14 protein-coding genes are annotated in these 17869 nt (G+C 68.0%); 6 read left to right on the forward strand and 8 right to left on the reverse strand.

Annotation, left to right across the window (positions count from 1 at the left end):
- The first annotated feature begins 134 nt into the window (after nt 1-134).
- From RQG77_RS17595 to RQG77_RS17605, 3 genes are all read left to right on the forward strand, one after another.
- Nucleotides 135-638: a MarR family transcriptional regulator gene (locus RQG77_RS17595; protein ID WP_311245890.1), complete on the forward strand. Its 504-nt coding sequence runs from the start codon at nt 135-137 to the stop codon at nt 636-638.
- Nucleotides 635-1294 (forward strand): hypothetical protein, encoded by a 660-nt coding sequence (locus tag RQG77_RS17600; RefSeq protein WP_311245891.1) that lies wholly within the window; start codon nt 635-637, stop codon nt 1292-1294. Before RQG77_RS17595 ends, RQG77_RS17600 begins: the two co-directional genes overlap by 4 nt.
- Before the next feature lie 61 nt (nt 1295-1355).
- Nucleotides 1356-2117 carry a hypothetical protein gene (locus tag RQG77_RS17605; protein ID WP_311245892.1) on the forward strand — a complete coding sequence of 254 codons (762 nt, stop codon included), beginning with the start codon at nt 1356-1358 and terminating at the stop codon, nt 2115-2117.
- A 23-nt stretch (nt 2118-2140) separates the two neighbouring features.
- On the opposite strand, the gene RQG77_RS17610 is transcribed toward RQG77_RS17605, so the two are convergent.
- Nucleotides 2141-2551 (reverse strand): hypothetical protein, encoded by a 411-nt coding sequence (locus tag RQG77_RS17610; protein ID WP_311245893.1) that lies wholly within the window; start codon nt 2549-2551, stop codon nt 2141-2143.
- A gap of 105 nt (nt 2552-2656) precedes the next feature.
- Nucleotides 2657-5650, reverse strand: a complete 2994-nt coding sequence (locus RQG77_RS17615) for a glycoside hydrolase family 38 C-terminal domain-containing protein (RefSeq protein ID WP_311245894.1) — start codon at nt 5648-5650, stop codon at nt 2657-2659.
- Between the two features lie 110 nt (nt 5651-5760).
- On the opposite strand from RQG77_RS17615, the gene RQG77_RS17620 reads away from it, so the two are divergent.
- A complete protein-coding gene (locus RQG77_RS17620; protein WP_311245895.1) occupies nt 5761-7062 on the forward strand; it encodes a glycosyl hydrolase in 1302 nt (433 codons plus the stop codon).
- A gap of 103 nt (nt 7063-7165) precedes the next feature.
- Here the strand turns inward: RQG77_RS17620 and RQG77_RS17625 are convergent, their stop codons facing one another.
- From RQG77_RS17625 to RQG77_RS17640, 4 genes are all read right to left on the reverse strand, one after another.
- Nucleotides 7166-8188 carry a LacI family DNA-binding transcriptional regulator gene (locus RQG77_RS17625; protein ID WP_311245896.1) on the reverse strand — a complete coding sequence of 341 codons (1023 nt, stop codon included), beginning with the start codon at nt 8186-8188 and terminating at the stop codon, nt 7166-7168.
- Nucleotides 8189-8235: 47 nt separating this feature from the next.
- A complete protein-coding gene (locus tag RQG77_RS17630) occupies nt 8236-9870 on the reverse strand; it encodes a fucose isomerase (protein ID WP_311245897.1) in 1635 nt (544 codons plus the stop codon).
- On the reverse strand, nt 9867-12458 hold the full coding sequence (locus tag RQG77_RS17635) for a GH116 family glycosyl-hydrolase (protein ID WP_311245898.1): 2592 nt from the start codon (nt 12456-12458) through the stop codon (nt 9867-9869). The genes RQG77_RS17630 and RQG77_RS17635 overlap by 4 nt, the downstream gene beginning before the upstream one ends.
- Nucleotides 12459-12637: 179 nt before the next feature.
- Entirely contained in the window at nt 12638-13624 is a 987-nt protein-coding gene (locus RQG77_RS17640; RefSeq protein WP_311245899.1) for a LacI family DNA-binding transcriptional regulator, read from the reverse strand.
- A gap of 104 nt (nt 13625-13728) precedes the next feature.
- Between RQG77_RS17640 and RQG77_RS17645 the strand changes: the two genes are divergently transcribed.
- Nucleotides 13729-14850 carry a glycoside hydrolase family 172 protein gene (locus RQG77_RS17645; RefSeq protein ID WP_056311450.1) on the forward strand — a complete coding sequence of 374 codons (1122 nt, stop codon included), beginning with the start codon at nt 13729-13731 and terminating at the stop codon, nt 14848-14850.
- Nucleotides 14847-15971: a Gfo/Idh/MocA family oxidoreductase gene (locus tag RQG77_RS17650; protein ID WP_311245900.1), complete on the forward strand. Its 1125-nt coding sequence runs from the start codon at nt 14847-14849 to the stop codon at nt 15969-15971. The genes RQG77_RS17645 and RQG77_RS17650 overlap by 4 nt, the downstream gene beginning before the upstream one ends.
- Before the next feature lie 22 nt (nt 15972-15993).
- Here RQG77_RS17650 and RQG77_RS17655 read toward each other — a convergent pair whose 3' ends face one another.
- Nucleotides 15994-16887 carry a carbohydrate ABC transporter permease gene (locus RQG77_RS17655; RefSeq protein ID WP_311245901.1) on the reverse strand — a complete coding sequence of 298 codons (894 nt, stop codon included), beginning with the start codon at nt 16885-16887 and terminating at the stop codon, nt 15994-15996.
- Nucleotides 16888-16900: 13 nt separating this feature from the next.
- The gene (locus RQG77_RS17660) at nt 16901-17827 is read right to left on the reverse strand and encodes a sugar ABC transporter permease (protein ID WP_311245902.1); all 927 of its coding nucleotides are present in this window, start codon (nt 17825-17827) and stop codon (nt 16901-16903) included.
- Between the last annotated feature and the right edge of the window lie 42 nt (nt 17828-17869).

Raw genomic sequence — 17869 nt, forward strand, 5'->3', positions numbered from 1 at the left:
CGAGACCCGAAACCACCCCGTTTTACCCCAGATCAGAGCCGTATTCCAATCTCCCGGAATGACGCAGCGAGAGACGCGCGTCATCCCGAAACACGTATAGTGAATAGAGGTAACAATGTAGTAAGGTAACCACTATGGAACCCCTTTTCGTCGACCGCCTCCTCCAGATCACCGATCTGTTTCAGAAGGACATGGCCCGTGCGTTCGCCGGCACAGACCTCACACCGACTCGCGTGCACCTTCTCTGGGTCCTGCAGCACACCGGTCCGTCGACCCAGCAGACGCTCGCCGCGCTCTGCGAGGTGACGCCTCGCAACATCACCGCTCTCGTGGACGCACTCGAGGGCTCCGGCCACGTCCGTCGCACCCCGCATCCCTCCGATCGCCGTGCCGTGCTGGTCGAGCTCACTCCGGCCGCAGTCGAGACCATGGCCCGGATGCAGGAGGAGCACGCCCAGCTCAACGAGACACTGACGAATGCGATCGCCCCCGACGACCGCGCCGCGGTCGAGCGCGGCCTGACAGCCGTCGCCGCACATCTCGAAAACCTCGTCACCTCCGCAGCGAGCGCACAAGGACAGACCCAGACACAAGCACAGGCACAGGCACAGGCACAGGCACAGGACGGCACTCCATGACCGAGCAGCTGCGCGACAACACGACCGGCACCCCGACGCCGCTCGCGCGCGTCCTCAACTTCCTCCATCGCGCATGGATCGCCGAGCTCCGCGTCTACTCGAGCATCGCGCGGGCGATCGCCCGACGTCCGGCGGTCCCACAGGGCAGCACCGGCATCGGCTACCACCGCCCCGTGCTCACCATTCTGTTCATCTTCATCGGGCTCTCCGCAGTCGAGATCCCGATCCTTGACCTGATCGTGCACCGCTGGCCGGCCGTGCGCATCACGCTTCTCATCCTCGGCATCTGGGGAGTCACCTGGATGGTCGGCCTGCTCTGCGCGATGCTCATGCGTCCGCACACGGTGGGGCCCGACGGCATCCGCGTGCGCAGCGGTCTCGAGCTCGACGTGCCGGTCAGCTGGGCCGACGTCGCGTCGATCGCGATCAACCGCCGGGTCGATGAACCCAAGCAGCCGCGGGTCACCGGCTCGGAGTACGCCGAGCGGATGCAGGACGAGACCAACATCGAGATCGAGCTCGAACGCCCGGTCGCGATCCGGCTCCCCGGTCTCACTCCGAAGGGTGGGACGCACCAAGTCGACCGCATCAGGCTCTGGGCCGACGACCCGCGGGCCTTCCTCGACGCCGCTCGGCCGTTCCTCATGGCAGTCTGAGACGGAAGCCTGCGGTGAGTCGACCGCACTCAGATGACCGGGGGACGAGATGGCTGAACCGATGCCGATGAGGACTGTCGCCAGATCTCCCCGCATCGTCGACGGCTCACGGCTCGTGCATCCGAGCGGCCGCTTTCCGACTGCGGCCCTGGTACTCCTCGGCCTCCTCGCGCTTCTGCCCCTGCTGCTCGCTGTGGTCGACGACCGGTCGGGCTTCCGGCTCGTCATGCTGTCACTCGCTCTCTACGCGGGGATGCTGGTCGTCGCCCTCTCCCTCTGGTCGCGATCGCTGCGCGAGCGCCTCATCCGACTCGCGACGACAGGCCCACTGCGCTTCACGCCTCCCGTCCGCGTCCGCGTCGCCCTCTGGCTCGTCCCCACGATCGGGATGCTCCCCGCCGTCGCGAACCTTCTCGTCCAGACGCTCGGCCTCCCGACGATGGGCGGCCGACTGCTCGAGTGGGGGCCGTACGCCCTCGGCCTCGTGTCTCTCGTCGGGCTCGGACGGGAGCTCGCCGCGCTCCGCACCCCGCTCGGTCTGCTCGTCGACGAACGGGGTCTGCGCGGTGTGCGCGGGTCGGCGTCGATCGAGGCGTCGTGGGACGAGATCGGCACCGTCGACGTCGTCGGACCGCACGGCCCGAAACTGGCGATCTCGATCGTCGGTCAGACGCCCGTGATCATCGACGCGCATCGTCTCGGCTCGGATCCGGCATCGGTCGTGAGGGTCCTCGCCTTCTTCCGCGACCATCCGGACCGCAGGCACGTCTTGTCAGACGGCACGACGGCCATGCAGACCGTCAGCGGCGAACTGCAGCCCTGACGCCGGGCCCGGGCGGATCCTGATCAGTCCAGCCCGCGCTCCGCGAGCCACTGCTTCGCGACGAGCACGGGTGCGCGCACGAGCCACGCATCCGCGATGATCTCCGCGAGCCGATCCCTCTCGACGGTGTCGAGCTGCACGAGCAGCCCCGGGTACCCGTCGAAATGAGGGATGGAGAACAACCCATCGGGCTCCGCAGCGAGCAGCGCCGCCTTCTCCTCCAGGCTCGCCACCCGCACGCCGAGCACCAGACCTTCGGGCCATTCGAGACCGAGGTCGGCGAGCTGGCGGAGGTCCATCTTGCTCGGCCCCCGGATCCACGCGATCTGCCCGCTCGGCAGGCGCCACGACGGCTCGCCGGTGTGACCGCCGAGGCGCTCGGTCACACCGGGGAGCGCGAGCGCGATCTCGCGCACGTCGTCGAGGGTGACCATTCGCCTATAGTCCTCCCTGCACAGCGGCCGCCACAATGGCCTGCGTCACGCCGACTGCCACGCGCGGGGTCGGAAGAACATACCCGCTCGGCGATTCCGATGCACTCAGCGCACGACGCGCAGCGTCCGCACTTCGAACGGCCGCAGGCGCAGCTCTCCACCCACGCGCCCATCGTCGAGCGCATCCTCGATCAGCGACACCTCGCGGATCTCACGGTGCTCGAAATCGGCCGCGATCGAACCCACCGCACGCCGCCCGAGTGCCTCATACAGCCGAACGATCACATCGCCGGATCCGTCATCCGCGAGCTTCACCCCCGAGACCACGATGCCCTCGCCCGTGACTGTCACGAGAGATTCGACCTCGCGGGCGCCGCGCACGAGCGTCGCCGGACTGTTGAGCGCGATCCCCTCGGCGGTCGCGATCGCTGCGTCCGCGCCGACGACGAAGCCGATCTCGATCTGGTGGTGCCCGTGATCGGTGTCGGGATCGGGGAATCGCGGCGCGCGCAGCAGCGAGAGCCGCACGGTCGTCGAGACCGCGTCATCCGACACCTCGCGCGACGTGTCATAGCCGTAGATCGAGTCGTTCACGAGCGCGACGCCGAAGTCCTGCTCGCGCACCAGCACGAAGCGGTGCATCGAGGTCTCGAACTTCGCCGCCTCCCAGCTGGTGTTCGTGTGCGTCGCCCGCGACTGGTAGCCGAACTGCGTCTCGGCCTCGGTGTGCGTGGCCTGGATGTCGAGTGGGAACGCGAGCTTGAGCAGCTTCTCGGTCTCGTGCCAGTCGATGTCGCACCGCAACGCAACCGTGCGCTGACCGGGCGCGAGGGTGATGGTCTGCTCGATCGTCGATTCGGAGAACGACCGGGTGACGGTGACGCTGGCTAGGTCATCGACGACGGATGCCGAGATCGAGTCGACCGCGGTGAGGTCGTCGACGCTGTTGCGGTAGTACTTGTCGATGTCCCACGCGTCCCACATGTTGGGGAAGTCCTGGTGCAGCTGGAACAGGTTCGCCGCGCGCCCCTCGGCCACAGCCTCTCGACCGGATGCCTTGTCGATCGCCGAGACGATCAGCCCTTCCGCAGACACCAGCACCGAGACGAGCTCGTTCTCGAGGCGCCAACCGCCGTTCTCGCCCGAGAGCAGGACGGATGCCGGGGCTGGCGCCTCGACGAACGCGGCACCCAGAGCGCGACCGCCTCCGACTGAGGTCGGCACGAACCGCAGCTCGCGCTCTCCCTCACCGGCGAGCGAACGACGGGCGGCGTCGGCGAGATCCTGCGCATCCGAGAGCACACCCGAGAGCACCTCGACGGCTTCACGATGCACCCACGCTATGGATGTTCCAGGCAGGATGTCGTGGAACTCATGCAGCAGCACGGTCTCCCACAGGCGGTCGAACTCGGCTTTCGGGTACGCGGCGCCGGTGCGCACGGCATCCGTCGCCGCCCACAGCTCGGCCTCGACGAGGGCGTGCTCCGACCAGCGGTGCAGCGCCTTCGTGGCGTGCTGGCTGGTCAGGGTTCCGCGGTGCAGCTCGAGATACAGCTCGCCGACCCAGACCGCCGGATTCGAGATCTCGGCGCGAGCGGCCTCGAAGAAGTCATCGGGGTGCTCCCACTCGACGCGCGGGCTGCCCTCGAGGTTCTGCAGGCGCTTGGCCTTGCCCGTCATCTCGCGGGTGGTGCCGCCACCGCCGTCGCCGTAGCCGACCGGGGCGATCGACCGCGAGCTGACGCGGTTCTCCTTGAACTGCCTCGATGCCTTCGCGAGCTCCTCTCCGCTGAGCTGAGAGTTGTAGGTGTCCATCGAGGGGAAGTGCGTGAAGACGCGGGAGCCGTCGATCCCCTCCCATAGGAAGCTGTGGTGCGGGAACACGTTCTGCTGATTCCACGAGATCTTCTGCGTGAAGAACCACTCGAATCCCGCGCGGCGCATGAGCTGCGGCAGGGCCGGCGAGTAGCCGAAGCTGTCGGGCAGCCAGACGCCCTTCGAGCGGATGCCGAACTCGCGCTCGAAGAACCGCTGACCGTACGAGAACTGCCTCACGAGCGATTCACCCGACGGCATCACGGTGTCGGATTCGACCCACATGCCGCCGAGCGGCAGGAAGCGCCCGTCGGCCACGGCGGCCTTGACGCGCTCCCACACCTCGGGGCGGTGCTCCTTGAGCCACGCATACTGCTGCGCGCTGGACATGCCGTAACGGAACTCCGGCTGCTCCTCGATCAACGTCGTCATCGACGACGTCGTGCGGGCGACCTTGCGGATCGTCTCGCGCAGAGGCCACAGCCAGGCCGAGTCGATGTGCGCGTGCCCGACGGCCGAGATGCGATGGGCACTCGCCTCGGCCGGGGTCGCGAGCGCGGGGGCAAGCACCGCACGGGCGCCGGATGCCGTCGCCGCGACGTGCTGCAGATCGAGCACGTCGAGGGCGTCGTCCATCGCCTGCAGGATGCGCATGCGACGAGGAGAGGTCTCCGGCAGCTCGGCCTGCAGCTCGAACAGCACCTCGAGGTCGAGGGACAGCTCGTACACCTCGGTCTCGAACACCGCGAGGTCGAGGCGTCGAAGGCGGTACAGCGGCTCTCGCGACGAGGTGCGGATGTCGCCCTCCTGCGTCGGCGCGAACGACGGGAAGTCGAGGATCAGCGGGTTGGCTGCGGCCTCGAGGTAGAAGACGACGGCCTCGTCGCCTGCGGCGGCATCCGCGATGGCGATCCACTGGTTGCGAGGGTTGATGCTCTTGATCGGCGTGCCGTCGGGGCGGTAGGCAAGCGCCTCGCACTGGAAGCCGGGCATGTGATCGCTGAAGCCGAGATCGATCAGAGCCTCGACCCGGCGGCCCGCCCACTCGGCGGGAACACGCCCCGAGAGCCGGAACCACGTCGTCGACCATGCCGGACCCCACATGCTCGGGACGGCCGCGGGCGAGAAGTCGAGCGTGAGTCCTGCACTCGGGCTGATCGGCTCCCCCGGCAGCTCGTTGACCTCCACCTGCAGCGGCACGGATGCCGAGTGGATCGCCGGGCGGATGCGCTCATCGAGCACCCGTCTGACGCGGCCTACGGTGAGCGAGGTTCCATCATGCATGCGGTGTTCTCCATCGAAGCCGGGTTTCTCAGCCTAATTTACTAAAGCGGTATAGCTGCGAGAGCCGAATCACGTTAGAGTCTGTGCACCGACCCTCCGAAAGGACAGCGATGCCCTCCTCTGACGCCCCTCTTCGCTTCGGCGCCAACTACACGCCCCGCTCGCAGTGGATGCACGCGTGGATGCCGCTCGACCTCGACGAGGTGCGCCGGGACTTCGCCGCCCTCGCCGAGCTGGGTCTCGATCATCTGCGGATCTTCCCGCTGTGGACGGTGCTGCAGCCGAACCGCACCCTGATCCGCGCCGAGGCGGTCGACGACGTGCGTGCGGTGGTCGACGTCGCCGCGGAGTTCGGGCTCGATGCGAGCGTCGACGTGATCCAGGGGCACCTGTCGAGCTTCGACTTCATCCCGTCGTGGCTGTTCACGTGGCACGACAAGAACATGTTCACCCACCCCGATGCCCTGAGCGGCCAGGCCGAACTCGTCACGCGTCTGGGCGAGCGGCTGGGCGACGCCGACAACTTCCTCGGTTTCACGCTCGGCAACGAGACGAACCAGTTCTCGGCGCGGACCCACCCCTCCCCCTGGCCGGTCACCGAGGCCGAGGCCGCGAACTGGATCACCACGCTCCTCGATGCCGCGCACAGCTCGGCACCGAGGCAGCAGCACGTGCACAGCGAGTACGACGCGGCCTGGTACATGGACGGCCACGGGTTCACCCCGGCGCTCGCCTCGCGCCTCGGCGACATCACGACCGTGCACTCGTGGATCTTCAACGGCACTGCTCAGAAGTACGGCGGCCGCTCCGTCGCATCCGATCGCCACGCCGAGTACATGATCGAGCTCGCCCGCGCCTTCACCACGGAACCGGGAAAGCCGATCTGGCTGCAGGAGGTCGGCGCCCCCTCGAACTGCCTGACGCCGGAGCAGACCCCCGACTTCCTCGAGGCCACCCTGCGCTCGGTCGTGCGCACCGACGACCTCTGGGGTGTCACGTGGTGGTGCTCTCACGATGTGAGCCGCAGTCTCGCGGACTTCCCCGAACTCGAGTACACCCTGGGCCTGGTCGACCAGAACGGCGAGGCGAAGCCGATCGGACGCAGGTTCGCCGAGCTGATCCCCGAACTGCGGGAACGACGCGAGACGCCGACGCGCACCCTCGGGATCGTCGTCGAGGTCGACGAGTCCGAGACTCCCGTCAGCCGCGGCGCGATGAGCCCCGGGGGCTCGATCTTCCAGGCCTGGGTCGATGCGTGCGAGGCCGGAGCCGACCCCGCGTTCATCACCTCGAAGGATGCCGCAGATCCGTCGGCGCTCGCGGCGCGCGGCATCACCGAAGTCGTCCGTCCGACCGTCGAGCCCTGGTCGTACGAGTCGCAGAACACGGTGGTCGAGCACCGGGCAGAGTAGCCGGGAACCGCAGGCGCGGGCGCGGTCTCAGCGAAGCAGCCGGGCCTCAGCGAACCAGCCGGGCCTCAGCGAACCAGCCGGGCCTCAGCGAACCAGCCGCACCTCATCGAACGAGCGACGTGCTCTCGCGCACTGTCAGCACAGGCACCGAGCCGCTGCGGTCCGGCAGCGGCGCGGGCGCGGCGATCTGCTCGATCAGGAAGTTCGCGGCATCCGCTCCGAGTCCGAAGGTGTCTCTCGTCATGGCCGTGATCGACGGATGCACGAGTGCGGCCACCGTCGAATCGTCGAACGACGCGATCGACAGATCGGCGGGCACGGCGATGCGGCGCTCCTGCGCGGCGCGGAGGCCCGCGATGGCCATCACATCGCTGTCGAAGACGACGGCACTCGGCGACGCCTCGTCCGCGAGCATCCGGACGAGAGCGGCGGACGCCGCGGCCGGTGACGAGTCGGTCGGGATCACCGCACCGGCTATTCCCCGGGCGGCCAGCTGCGACAGAGCCTCGGAGCGCAGCCTGGTGTGCTGGAATTCGGCCGGGCCCGAGACGTAGGCGATACGGCGATGGCCGAGATCGACGAGGTGCGCGAACAGCGTGTGCGCGACTCGCCGGTCGTCGACCTGCAGAGTCGCAGGATGTCCGGGCTCGGAACGGACGCTGCCGATCACGATGGCGGGTAGGCCGAGATCGCGCAGCACCGGCATCCGCGGATCATCGTCACGGGGATCGATCACGACCACCCCGTCGACCTGGTGCGAGCTGCGCCAGCGCCGATAGGTCGCGATCTCGTCGTCGATCGACGGCACGAGCACCGTCTGCAGCGCGAGACGATGCGGCGCGAGTGCCGACTGCACGCCGGCCATCAGATCGGTGAAGAAGGCTTCGGCGCCCAGCGTGCGGGCGGGCCGGTTCACCGCGAATCCGATGACCCCGGCACGCGCACCCGCCAGCGCCCGGGCCGTGAAGCTCGGCAGCCAATCGTGCTGCGCAGCGACCTCGAGGATGCGGGCGCGCGTCTCGGCACTCACCCCCGGGCGACCGTTCAGAGCGAACGAGACCGCACCGGGCGAGACCCCGGCGAGCCGCGCGATGTCGTTGATCGTCACGCGTCTCGCCGGGCTCATCCCCTCACTGTAATGATCCGCAGGCCCGAAGCCCGCAGCCCCCTCGCTCAGATCGCGACGTCTCCGACCAGGTTGACCTTGATCCCCATGCCGGCGAACATCGCCGCCTTCGCGATGAGGGCCTTGTCGGCCGTCTCGGCATCCGGCGCGTAGACGAGTTGCGCGTGGTTGGCCTTGTGACGGGCCATGAACTGATCGCGCGAGACACCGTGCAGCACCACGTGGGCGATCGGCCACTCGGGGTTCGTCGCGTCCTTGCGCCGCTGGGTCTCCTCGGCCGGCAGCTCGACGACCGAGGCTCGGAAGATGTCGGCCTGCAGGATGCCGTCGGCGATGAACACGCGCGACAGCACGATCTCTCCCGGCTTCGAGACGCCGTTGATCGTGGCGCCGCCCGCGGGGAAGAAGACATGACCCTGACGCCATCCCTCGGCGTTCTGCCACCCGCCGAGGTGCGACGCGGGCACCGAGCCCGAGATCTCGTAGACCCAGACGAACTGCCCGTCGAAGTCCTCGCCCCAGCGCACGTCGTGCAGCGTGTTGTCGGGCACGAGCCCCATCGCGCGCCACACCCGGTCGGTGACGAGCGCGTCGACCGCGACTCCCTCGTCGGCCTCGTTGAAGTGCGGGAAGGCGCGACCCTCGTGCAGCACCCGCGAGCCGTCGCGTGAGGTCACCGGAGGACGCTCGGTCGAGTTCAGGATTCCCTCGGCGAGGTCGGAGGCCGGCACGAGGTCCTTCAGACCCTGCTGATACTGGATGCCGACCGCATCGAGCCCGAAGTCGTCGGCGATGCGGAGTGCGGCGATGTACATCTTGAGCTGCCACTGCACCTGCTCGCGCGTCAGCTCGGTCTCGGCGTCCTCGCCGTACCGGAACGTCATGCCCGCATCCGTGAGCCAGGTGTAGGCGGCATCCGCCTCGTCATCGGTGACGTTCAACATCTCTGCGTAGAGCGCCGACTGCGAGAGACGCTCCTTGTAGATGCCCGTGCGGTTCAGCAGCTCGTCGTCGAAGATCGCGTTGTACATGCCCATGCAGCCCTCGTCGAAGACGCCGATGATGGCCTTCTCAGCGAGCAGCTCTGCGGCGAGCGCCTCTCCCAGCGCCTTCTCGGGGCTGTCCGGCAGCTCGGGCAGCGGACGCACGTGGGACGCGTCGTGCGTGATCGATCCTGTCTCGGTCCACTCCTTGATGCCGCTCTTGAACCACTCGTCGGTGAAGTCGACCGACCAGATCGTGGCGTACGGCTTGTCCATCTTGGTGAGGCCGGCGTTCAGGCCGAGCAGTCCGACGAGTCCCGGCCAGTCGCCGGCGAAGTTCGCGACCGTCAGGATCGGGCCCTCGTGCGTGCGGAGCCCCGCGAGCACGTGGTGCGAGTACTGCCAGACGGCCTCTGCGACGATGAGCGGAGCGTCCGTGGGGATGTGGGTGAAGACCTCGAGACCCATGCGCTGGCTCGAGATGAAGCCGTGCCCGGTCGCGGGGTCGACGTCGTTGGCGCGGATGACGGTCCAGCCGAGATCTTGGAAGACGCCGGTGACACCCGCCTCGAGTTCCACCTGCACGGGCCAGCCGCCGGTGTTCGCCGCTTCGCGCAGGTCGCCGGAGGCGATCAGATACGCGGTCTTCGGCGCGGCTGCAGGTCGGGATGCCGGTGTGGGCAGGGTGTAGGTGGTCATGATGCCTCTCCGATGGTGCTGGTGGTGCTGGTCGGTCGAATGGTCTGGGAGTCTCCGAACGGGAAGCTCTGCGTCTCTCCGGCTCGGAGGCGGATGCCGCGGCCGATGCTGCGCTCACGCAGCCGCAGGTCGTCGAGGTCGAGAGCGCCGCCGTCGAGATGCAGCGTCAGCGTCTCATCGTCGATCTCGACCCGACCCCAGCCGGCCCCCGTCGTGAACAGGCTTCGGAAGGGCCCGTCGGTCGCGGGTGCGAAGGCCAGTGTCGCGGCAGGCGCATCCCACTGCGCTCCGCTCGCGCCGAGCAGCAGCGCCCACGATGCGAGCGAGCGGGCGTAGTGGTTGCCGCACTCGATCTCGTTCCACGGGCTGCGGTGGGTGCCGTCGTAGCGCGAGCGCAGTGCCCGTTCGATGCGCAGCGCCTCGTCGACCCGTCCGGCGAACAGCAGCGACGCGGCGACCTGGTGCTCGATCCCGGTCCAGACCTCGTCGGAGTAGACGAACGGGATCGCCGGGCGCCCCCCACGCGGCCAGGAGGCGAGCAGCAGCCCGCCCTCACCGTTGAGGGCGTACACGCGCTGGGTGCTCTCGTGCGCGGTGAGATCGTCGCGGAAGTTGTGCGCGACGACCGCTGCGAGAGCCGACTCGATACGCTCCGGGCGCAGGATGCTGCCCAGGCCGTTCACGGAGGCGTGGAACTGACCGAGAAGCTGATCCGACAGCACTCCGTCGCCGTACTGGTAGCGATGAGAATCCGGGTCGTCGATCACCTGTCGGTAGTACTCGCCGTTCCAGAGCGTCTCGTCCATCGCGGCGGATACGTGGTCGGCGCGCAGCGCCCAGGCCGCGGCGCGCTCCGTCTCGCCGAGGTGCCGGGCCATCCTGACGCCTGCGCGGAGCGCCGCCAGGTACACGCCGTTCGCGAGCGGCTCCGCCCCGTGGAATTCGATGTCGTAGGTGTTGTGCATCTCTCCGTCGAGCAGGCCGTCGCCGTCGCGGTCCCACTCACGGATCGCGTAGTCCAGAGTGCGGGATGCCGCCGGCCACAGCTCACGCAGGAACCCGTCGTCCCCGCTGAACCGCCACTCGCGGTGCAGGCGCAGCAGTGTGCCGAGCTGTCCGTCGACCGCGGGCCCCATGAACCACGAGGGTCCACCGAAGACTCGGTTTCCGCGGAACTTCTGCGCACCGGATTCGTCGGTCTCGAGCAGGTACTCCACGCGGCGGGCGCTGCGCTCCAACGCGGGGAAGAGCCAGGCGAGCGTCTGAGCGTAGGACCAGACGTGCGTGCATGTTCCCTCGCAGGAGCCGCCGTGGTCGAAGGACCCCTCCCACGCGGCGAACACCGGGCCCTCTCCCAGTTCGGCGTTCGGCGACTCGAGGACGAAGCCCGTGGTGGATCGCGCAGCCGCGATGTTGGCCCCGATCGCATCGGCGAGGACCGGGTCGAGGCTTCCCCCGTAGAGTGCCTCGACGAAGGCATCCGTCGTGGCCTCGAGACCCGTGAGGTTCGCGTGCAGGTGTGTCGCCGCCGCCCAGGCGTCCGGCCAGAGGGTCGCGTAGTGGTTCTTCACGATGTCGTCGCCGGGCGGATCCGCGAACACGATGTGCCCGTGCCACCCGCGGCGACGGTTCGGGAAGCTCCAGGACAGCACGAACTCGAAGTCGCGGCTCTCGCCAGGCGCCAGAGTGTGCCCGATGCCGAGAGACCCTGTGCGCAGGCGAGGCAGCTTCGCGAGCATCTGCTCCTCGGTCAGGGGCGCGGCATCCGGGTCGGCGTCGAGTTCGGCGAACAGGCCGCGCGGCCGGTCTTCGAGCGTGAGGCGCGGTTCTGCCTGCAGCAGTCCGTCGTCGGTGAGGTCGTTCCAGAACAGTCGCGCGCCGTCCGGCCAGTAGCTGGTGACCCATTGCGGCTTGGCCGTCGTCGCGGGATCGGTCGTGGTGAGGCTGAGCGTTCCGTGCCCCGGGTCGTCGTCCGGCAGGTCGATGCCGAAGTCGAGGCCCCGCACATCCCCGTCCTCACGCCAGCGCACGTTCTGCGTGGCGCGCATGCCCCAGGGCGCATCGGGACCCGGCGTCCCTCGTCCCGCCGTGTGCGAGACGCTGCCGACCACGGTGACGGCCACGTTCTCGTCGCCCGGGTTCGTGACGCGATAGCGGAGCACCGCAGCGGGGATGCCGGAGGCGTCGGCGTCCAGAGGCACCAGGGGCGTGAACGCGCGCAGAGAGACGTCGACCGGGAGCACCGCGTCCGTGAAGTCGATGTCCACGACGGGGTACTCGCCGTGCAGTGTCGCGGCGTCGAGGCGCGGGAGCCCGGCGAGCTGATCGAACGCATAGCCGGCATCCGCATCATGCCGCCCAGTGAGCCGCGCCTCCAGCACGCGCGTGACGGCGGGCTCGCCCTCGGGCGCGGCATGTATCGCGAAGAACGAGTGCGGGTTGCGCCTGCCTTTGTCCGGCAGGTTCTCGAGCTCCCAGTCGCGCAGTTCGCCGCGGGCGCCCACCGAGACGTTGCCGGTGCCTATCCCCCCGAGCGGGAAGGCGGTCGCCTGGGAGGTGTGCGGGATGCCCGGTGCCCGACGGGTCATGCCGATGCTCCCGCCCGCGTCACCGCGACGTCCGCCCCGAAGGTGCAGCACATGGCGTCCTCCTTGAAACCGATGCCCGTGATTCTGAAATCTCTCGCAACTGTACGCGAAATCGATTTCAGCGCGCAAGAAGATGACGCGACGATTCCCGCACGACCCCCATGGGCCGCGGAATATCGTCAGACCCTGACGACGCTCGCCGGTTGGATCTCGTTGCGCAGGACCACCGTGCGCGAGGGCTGGGAGTCGCCGCCGATGCGTTCCAGCAGCATCCGCGCCGCGGTCACTCCCATGTGCCGCGCGGGCAGTCGCACCACCGTCACCGCAGTCGGTGACAGCGTGGTGAAGGGCAGCGATCCGATCACGGCGACACCGATCTGCGGCGGGGTCAGGCCGTGCTCCGTCAGCACCTGGATCGCGCCGACGCCGATGAGGTTGTTGCCCGCGACCACCGCATCCGGCGGCTCGGGGAGGGCGAGAAGCTCCTCCATCGCCTCGCGCCCGCCGTCGACGCGGAACGTGGCGAAGCGCTCGAGCTCGTCGAGATCGAGGCCCGGCTGTGCCGCACCGAGCGCCGCCCGCCAACCGGCGGCTCGCTCGGCCGCCGTGTCGATGTGCTCGGGTCCGCCGATGTACGCGATGCGTCGATATCCGGCGCCGAGCAGGTCTTTCGCAGCCGATGTGCCCGCCGCCCTGTTCGCCATGACGACGCCGTCGATGTCGTAGGTCGTGCTGCGGTCCACCGCGACGACGGGCCGACCGGTCGAGAGGATGCTGTCGAGGTTCGACGTCTCGTCGGCGGTCGCGATGATGATGCCCGACATGTGCTCGGCGATCGCGATGCGCAGATACGTCGCCTCCTTCTCGACCTGAGCGTCCGAGTTGCACAGGACGACCGAGTAGCCGGCTTCCGATGCGACGTCCTCGACGCCGCGGGCCATCTCCGTGAAGTACGGGTTCTCGATGTCGGGGATGACGAGCGCGATGACCTCGGAGCTCTGGCGACGGAGCGTCCTGGCCGTCCGATTCGGCGTGAAGTTCAGCGTCGCCGCAGCGGCGCGCACCGCGGCGACCTTGTCTTCAGAGACGCTCGTGCCGTTGAAGACGCGCGACACCGTGGCGGGAGAGACCTTCGCCAGCTCCGCGACGTCGTAGATCGTGGCCATTCGAACCTCACTGCTTCGTCCGGCAACGCCGGATCTGAAGCAACAGTATCGCGCACGCATCCCGTCTATGGCGTTCTCTTCTGAAATCGATTACATTGGCGGCCATGACTTCTGCTCCCTCCGATCTCGCAAACCTCGCAGCGCTGCGAAGCGTGCAGACGCGCTCCATCTCTCCCGAGAACTTCGACGGATCCGCTGGGGGCGGAGGCCGGGCGACCGAGGGCACGGGCGCCACGTGCGCACGAGACCTCGGCCCCGGCTGGAAGATCTCCCCCAGCGTCGACGTCAAAGCCGGCGAGACCTTCGACCTCGCGAACATCGGAGGCGCGGGCAAGATCACGCACATCTGGATCACCACGCACACCGACAACTGGCGCACCCTGCTGCTGCGCGCGTACTGGGACGGAGCCGAAGAGCCGGCCGTCGAGGTGCCGTACGGCGACTTCTTCTGCAACGGGTGGGGCGTCTTCGCCCAGGTGAACTCGCAGACGATCGCGGCGAATCCGCACGGCGGCTTCAATTCGTACTGGCCGATGCCGTTCAAGGACGGCGCACGGCTGACGATCGAGAACACCTCTGTCGTGGACGTGCGGATCTACTTCCAGGTGACCTACGAGATCGGCGGCGACTACTCGAACGACGCGTACTTCCACGCCCAGTGGCGGCGCTCGAACCCGCTCGAGGATCTGACACCGCATGTGATCCTCGAGGGCATCGAGGGCCAGGGCCAGTACGTCGGCACCTACATCGCCTGGGGCGTCAACTCCAACGGCTGGTGGGGCGAGGGCGAGATCAAGTTCTATCTCGACGACGACACCGATCACCCGACGATCTGCGGTACCGGCACGGAGGACTACTTCGGCGGAGCCTGGAACTTCGACATCCCCGGAGAGGGATACACCGCGTTCTCGACCCCGTACCTGGGAATGCCGCAGGTCATCAGGCCTGACGGCCTGTACGTGAGCCAGCAGCGCTTCGGCATGTACCGCTGGCATCTGCTCGACCCGATCCACTTCGCGACCGGCATCCCGAAGGTCGACATCCAGGCTCTCGGATGGCGGAGCGGTTGGCGCTACCTGCCGCTGCGCGACGACATCGCCTCGACCGCTCTGTTCTACCTCGATCGGCCCACTGCCCGGCGCCCCCGGACTCCCTCGCCCGACGACCTGGAGGTCCACCTAGGCACCGCTCCGGTGCCTGACCTCGGGGCCACTCCTCCGAGATGATCGACGTCCTCGTCGTCGGGGCCGGATTCGGCCGCGACTTCGTGCCGCTCTATGCGCTGCATCCCGAGGTCCACCGCGTCGGCCTCGTCGAGCCCGACGCGCGGCGCAGGGAGACGGTGTCGGCCGAGCTCGGCGTGGACGCCGAGCACTCGTCGCTCGACGAGGCGCTCGCAGGCGGGCTCTGGGATGCGGTGCACCTGCTGTCCCCCGTGCGCTTCCACGTCGAGCAGACCCTGCAGGTGCTCGCTTCCGGCCGATCCTGCGCGAGTGCGGTACCGATGGCGACGACCCTCGACGACATCGCCCGCGTGATCGATGCGGCGTCCGCCTCCGCCGGCCGCTACATGATGATGGAGACGGCGCTGTACCAGCGGGAGTACCTGCACGCGCTGCACCTGCGCGAGACCGGCGCTCTCGGACGGCTCACGTATCTCAGCGGCGCGCATATGCAGGATCTCGACGGATTCGCCCCGTACTGGATGGGCTACGCGCCGATGGAGTACGCGACGCACATCGTCGCTCCGCTGCTCGGCATCGCCGGCGTCACGGCCCGCTGCGTCCGCTGCCTCGGCTCGGGCGCGCTGCAGGATTCTCACCGCGGCGCGAACGGCAATCTTTTCCCTCTCGAATCTGCGCTCTTCACCCTGTCCGGCCGCGAGCCGCTTGTGGCGCAGGTCACGGTGTCGTTCTTCGAGAATGCGCGCTCCTACACCGAGGGTTTCAACGTCTACGGCGAGCGCGGCGCACTGGAGTGGCCGTCGATCGAGGGCGGTCCGGTCGTGATGCACGCCGCCGGCCCCTCGGATGGCGCAGCGCATGGCCGACCGATCACGCGTGCGGAGATCTCACCGCCCGACCGGTACGGCACGATGCCCGAGGCCCTTCGCCCACATACGAGGCGGCATCTCTATCGCCCACCCGACGGTCGCCCCGCGGTCCAACTGCACGCGTGGCACGGCGGATCGCATCCGCATCTCGTCCACGAGTTCGTGTCCGCGGTCGCTCACGGCCGCCCGCCGAGCATCGACTCCCGCCGCGCGGCCACCATCACCGCGCCGGGCGTCGTCGCGCATCTCTCGGCGCTGCGCGGCGGCGCGGAACTGTCGATCCCGCAGTACTGATCCGCCGCGCAGCACCGACGCCCTATTTGAGACCCGCCATCTTGATGTTGCCGATGATCTGGCGCTGGAAGATCAGGAACAGGATCATCACGGGTGCGGCGGCGAGCACCGAACCGGCCATGAGCAGCCCGAGCTCGGTGGTGCGTTCAGACCGGAACGTCGCCAGGTACTGCTGCACGACGAATCGCTCGGGTGTGGTGATCGTGAGGATCGGCCAGACGTACGAGTTCCAGTACGCGAGGAACGCGGTGATCCCCATCACCACGAAGGGCGGCTTGGACAGCGGCAGGAAGATCCGGACGAAGATCGCGAAGCGGCCGCATCCGTCGAGCATCGCAGCCTCTTCGAGGCTCGCGGGGATGTTCAGGTAGAACTGGCGGATGAAGAACACGGTCCCCGCGCTCGCAGCCCCGGGGAGCACGAGCACGGCGAGGGTGTCGAGCATCGACAGCCTCGTCACGACGATGAAGCTCGTGAGCAGGATCGTCATCCCCGGGATGAACATCGTGGTGATCACGATCACCCAGAGCGTGCGCTGGAAGCGGAAGTCGAGTCGCGCGAAGGCATAGGCCGCGAGCGAGTTGACGGTGAGGGTGAGCAGGGTGAAGAGCACGGCGCCGCCGAAGGTCCACAGCATCGTGCGTGTGAACGTCGGATCGGCGAGGATCTGCGCGTAGTTCTCCCACTTCCACACCTCGGGGAAGAACTGGAACGGTGTCTGGATCACCTCGGTCTTCGACTTGAACCCGGCGATCACCATCCAGGCCAGGGGGAAGAGTGCGGCGACGAGGAAGACGGCGCCGGCGATGAACTTGCCGACCACGGTCATCCATGAGCCGGGGGTGCGCGGAAGGCGAGCGCGGCGCGACGGCTCCTTGCCGGCGAGCACGATCGTGCGCGTGGTGTCTGCGGGCATGACGGCGACCATCTCAGTCCACCAGCCTCTCGGAGTTGACGAACTTGAAGACGATGGCCGAGACCGAGCCCAGCACCACGAACATCACCAGCGCCGCGGCGATCGAGTAGCCGACGTTGATGTCGTTCCGGAAGTGATTGAAGATGAACAGGTTGGGCAGGGTGGTGGAGTCCAAGGGGCCGCCGCCCGTCATCACGAGAGGCAGCTCGAACTGCTGGATGGCCGCGACGAATCCGGTGATCAGCAGGTAGAGCAGGATGTTCTTCATCTGCGGCAGCGTGATGTACGCCGTCTTCTGCCACCAGTTGGCACCCTCCATGGCGGCGGCCTCGTAGAACTCGGTGGGGATGTCGACCATCGCGGCCACCATGATCAGCGACGTGAGTCCCATCCCGAGCCAGATCGCGGGGATGGCGATCGCGAGCAGCGCCCACTTCGGGTCGCCGATCCAGGCCACCGGATCGATTCCGAACGACCCGAGCACCCAGTTGAGCAGTCCGCCGGAGTAGTCGTACATCAGCACGAAGATGATCGACGTGATCACAGAAGAGATGATCGTGGGGATGTAGATGCTGACCTTGAGGATGCCCGCGAACCGTCGCGAGACGCTGACGACGAGACTGGCGAAGAGGAACGCCAGAAGGAGCATCGGGGGCACCGTCATCAGGACGAACATGAATCCGCGTCCGACCGAGGCCCAGAACAGCGGGTCGTTCAGCACCGCGATGAAGTTGCGGAGCCCGACGAACTCGGGCTCCTTGTAGAAGCTCCAGTTCTGGAAGGCGAGGAACCCCGCATAGATCGCCGGCCATATCACGAAGATCGTGAGCAGGGCGACGAGCGGGAGGAGGAGGAGGTAGGCGACCTTCGTGTCGCGGTGTCGGCGGTTGCTCGCTCTCACCCGCGCGGCGGGTGGGCGCTCGGTGACTGCACTGACCATCGTGGGATCCCGTTTCTGTCGTCAGCGGACGCTGACCGGGGC

The organism is Microbacterium sp. WCS2018Hpa-23 (assembly GCF_031843845.1).
GTDB lineage: Bacteria > Actinomycetota > Actinomycetes > Actinomycetales > Microbacteriaceae > Microbacterium.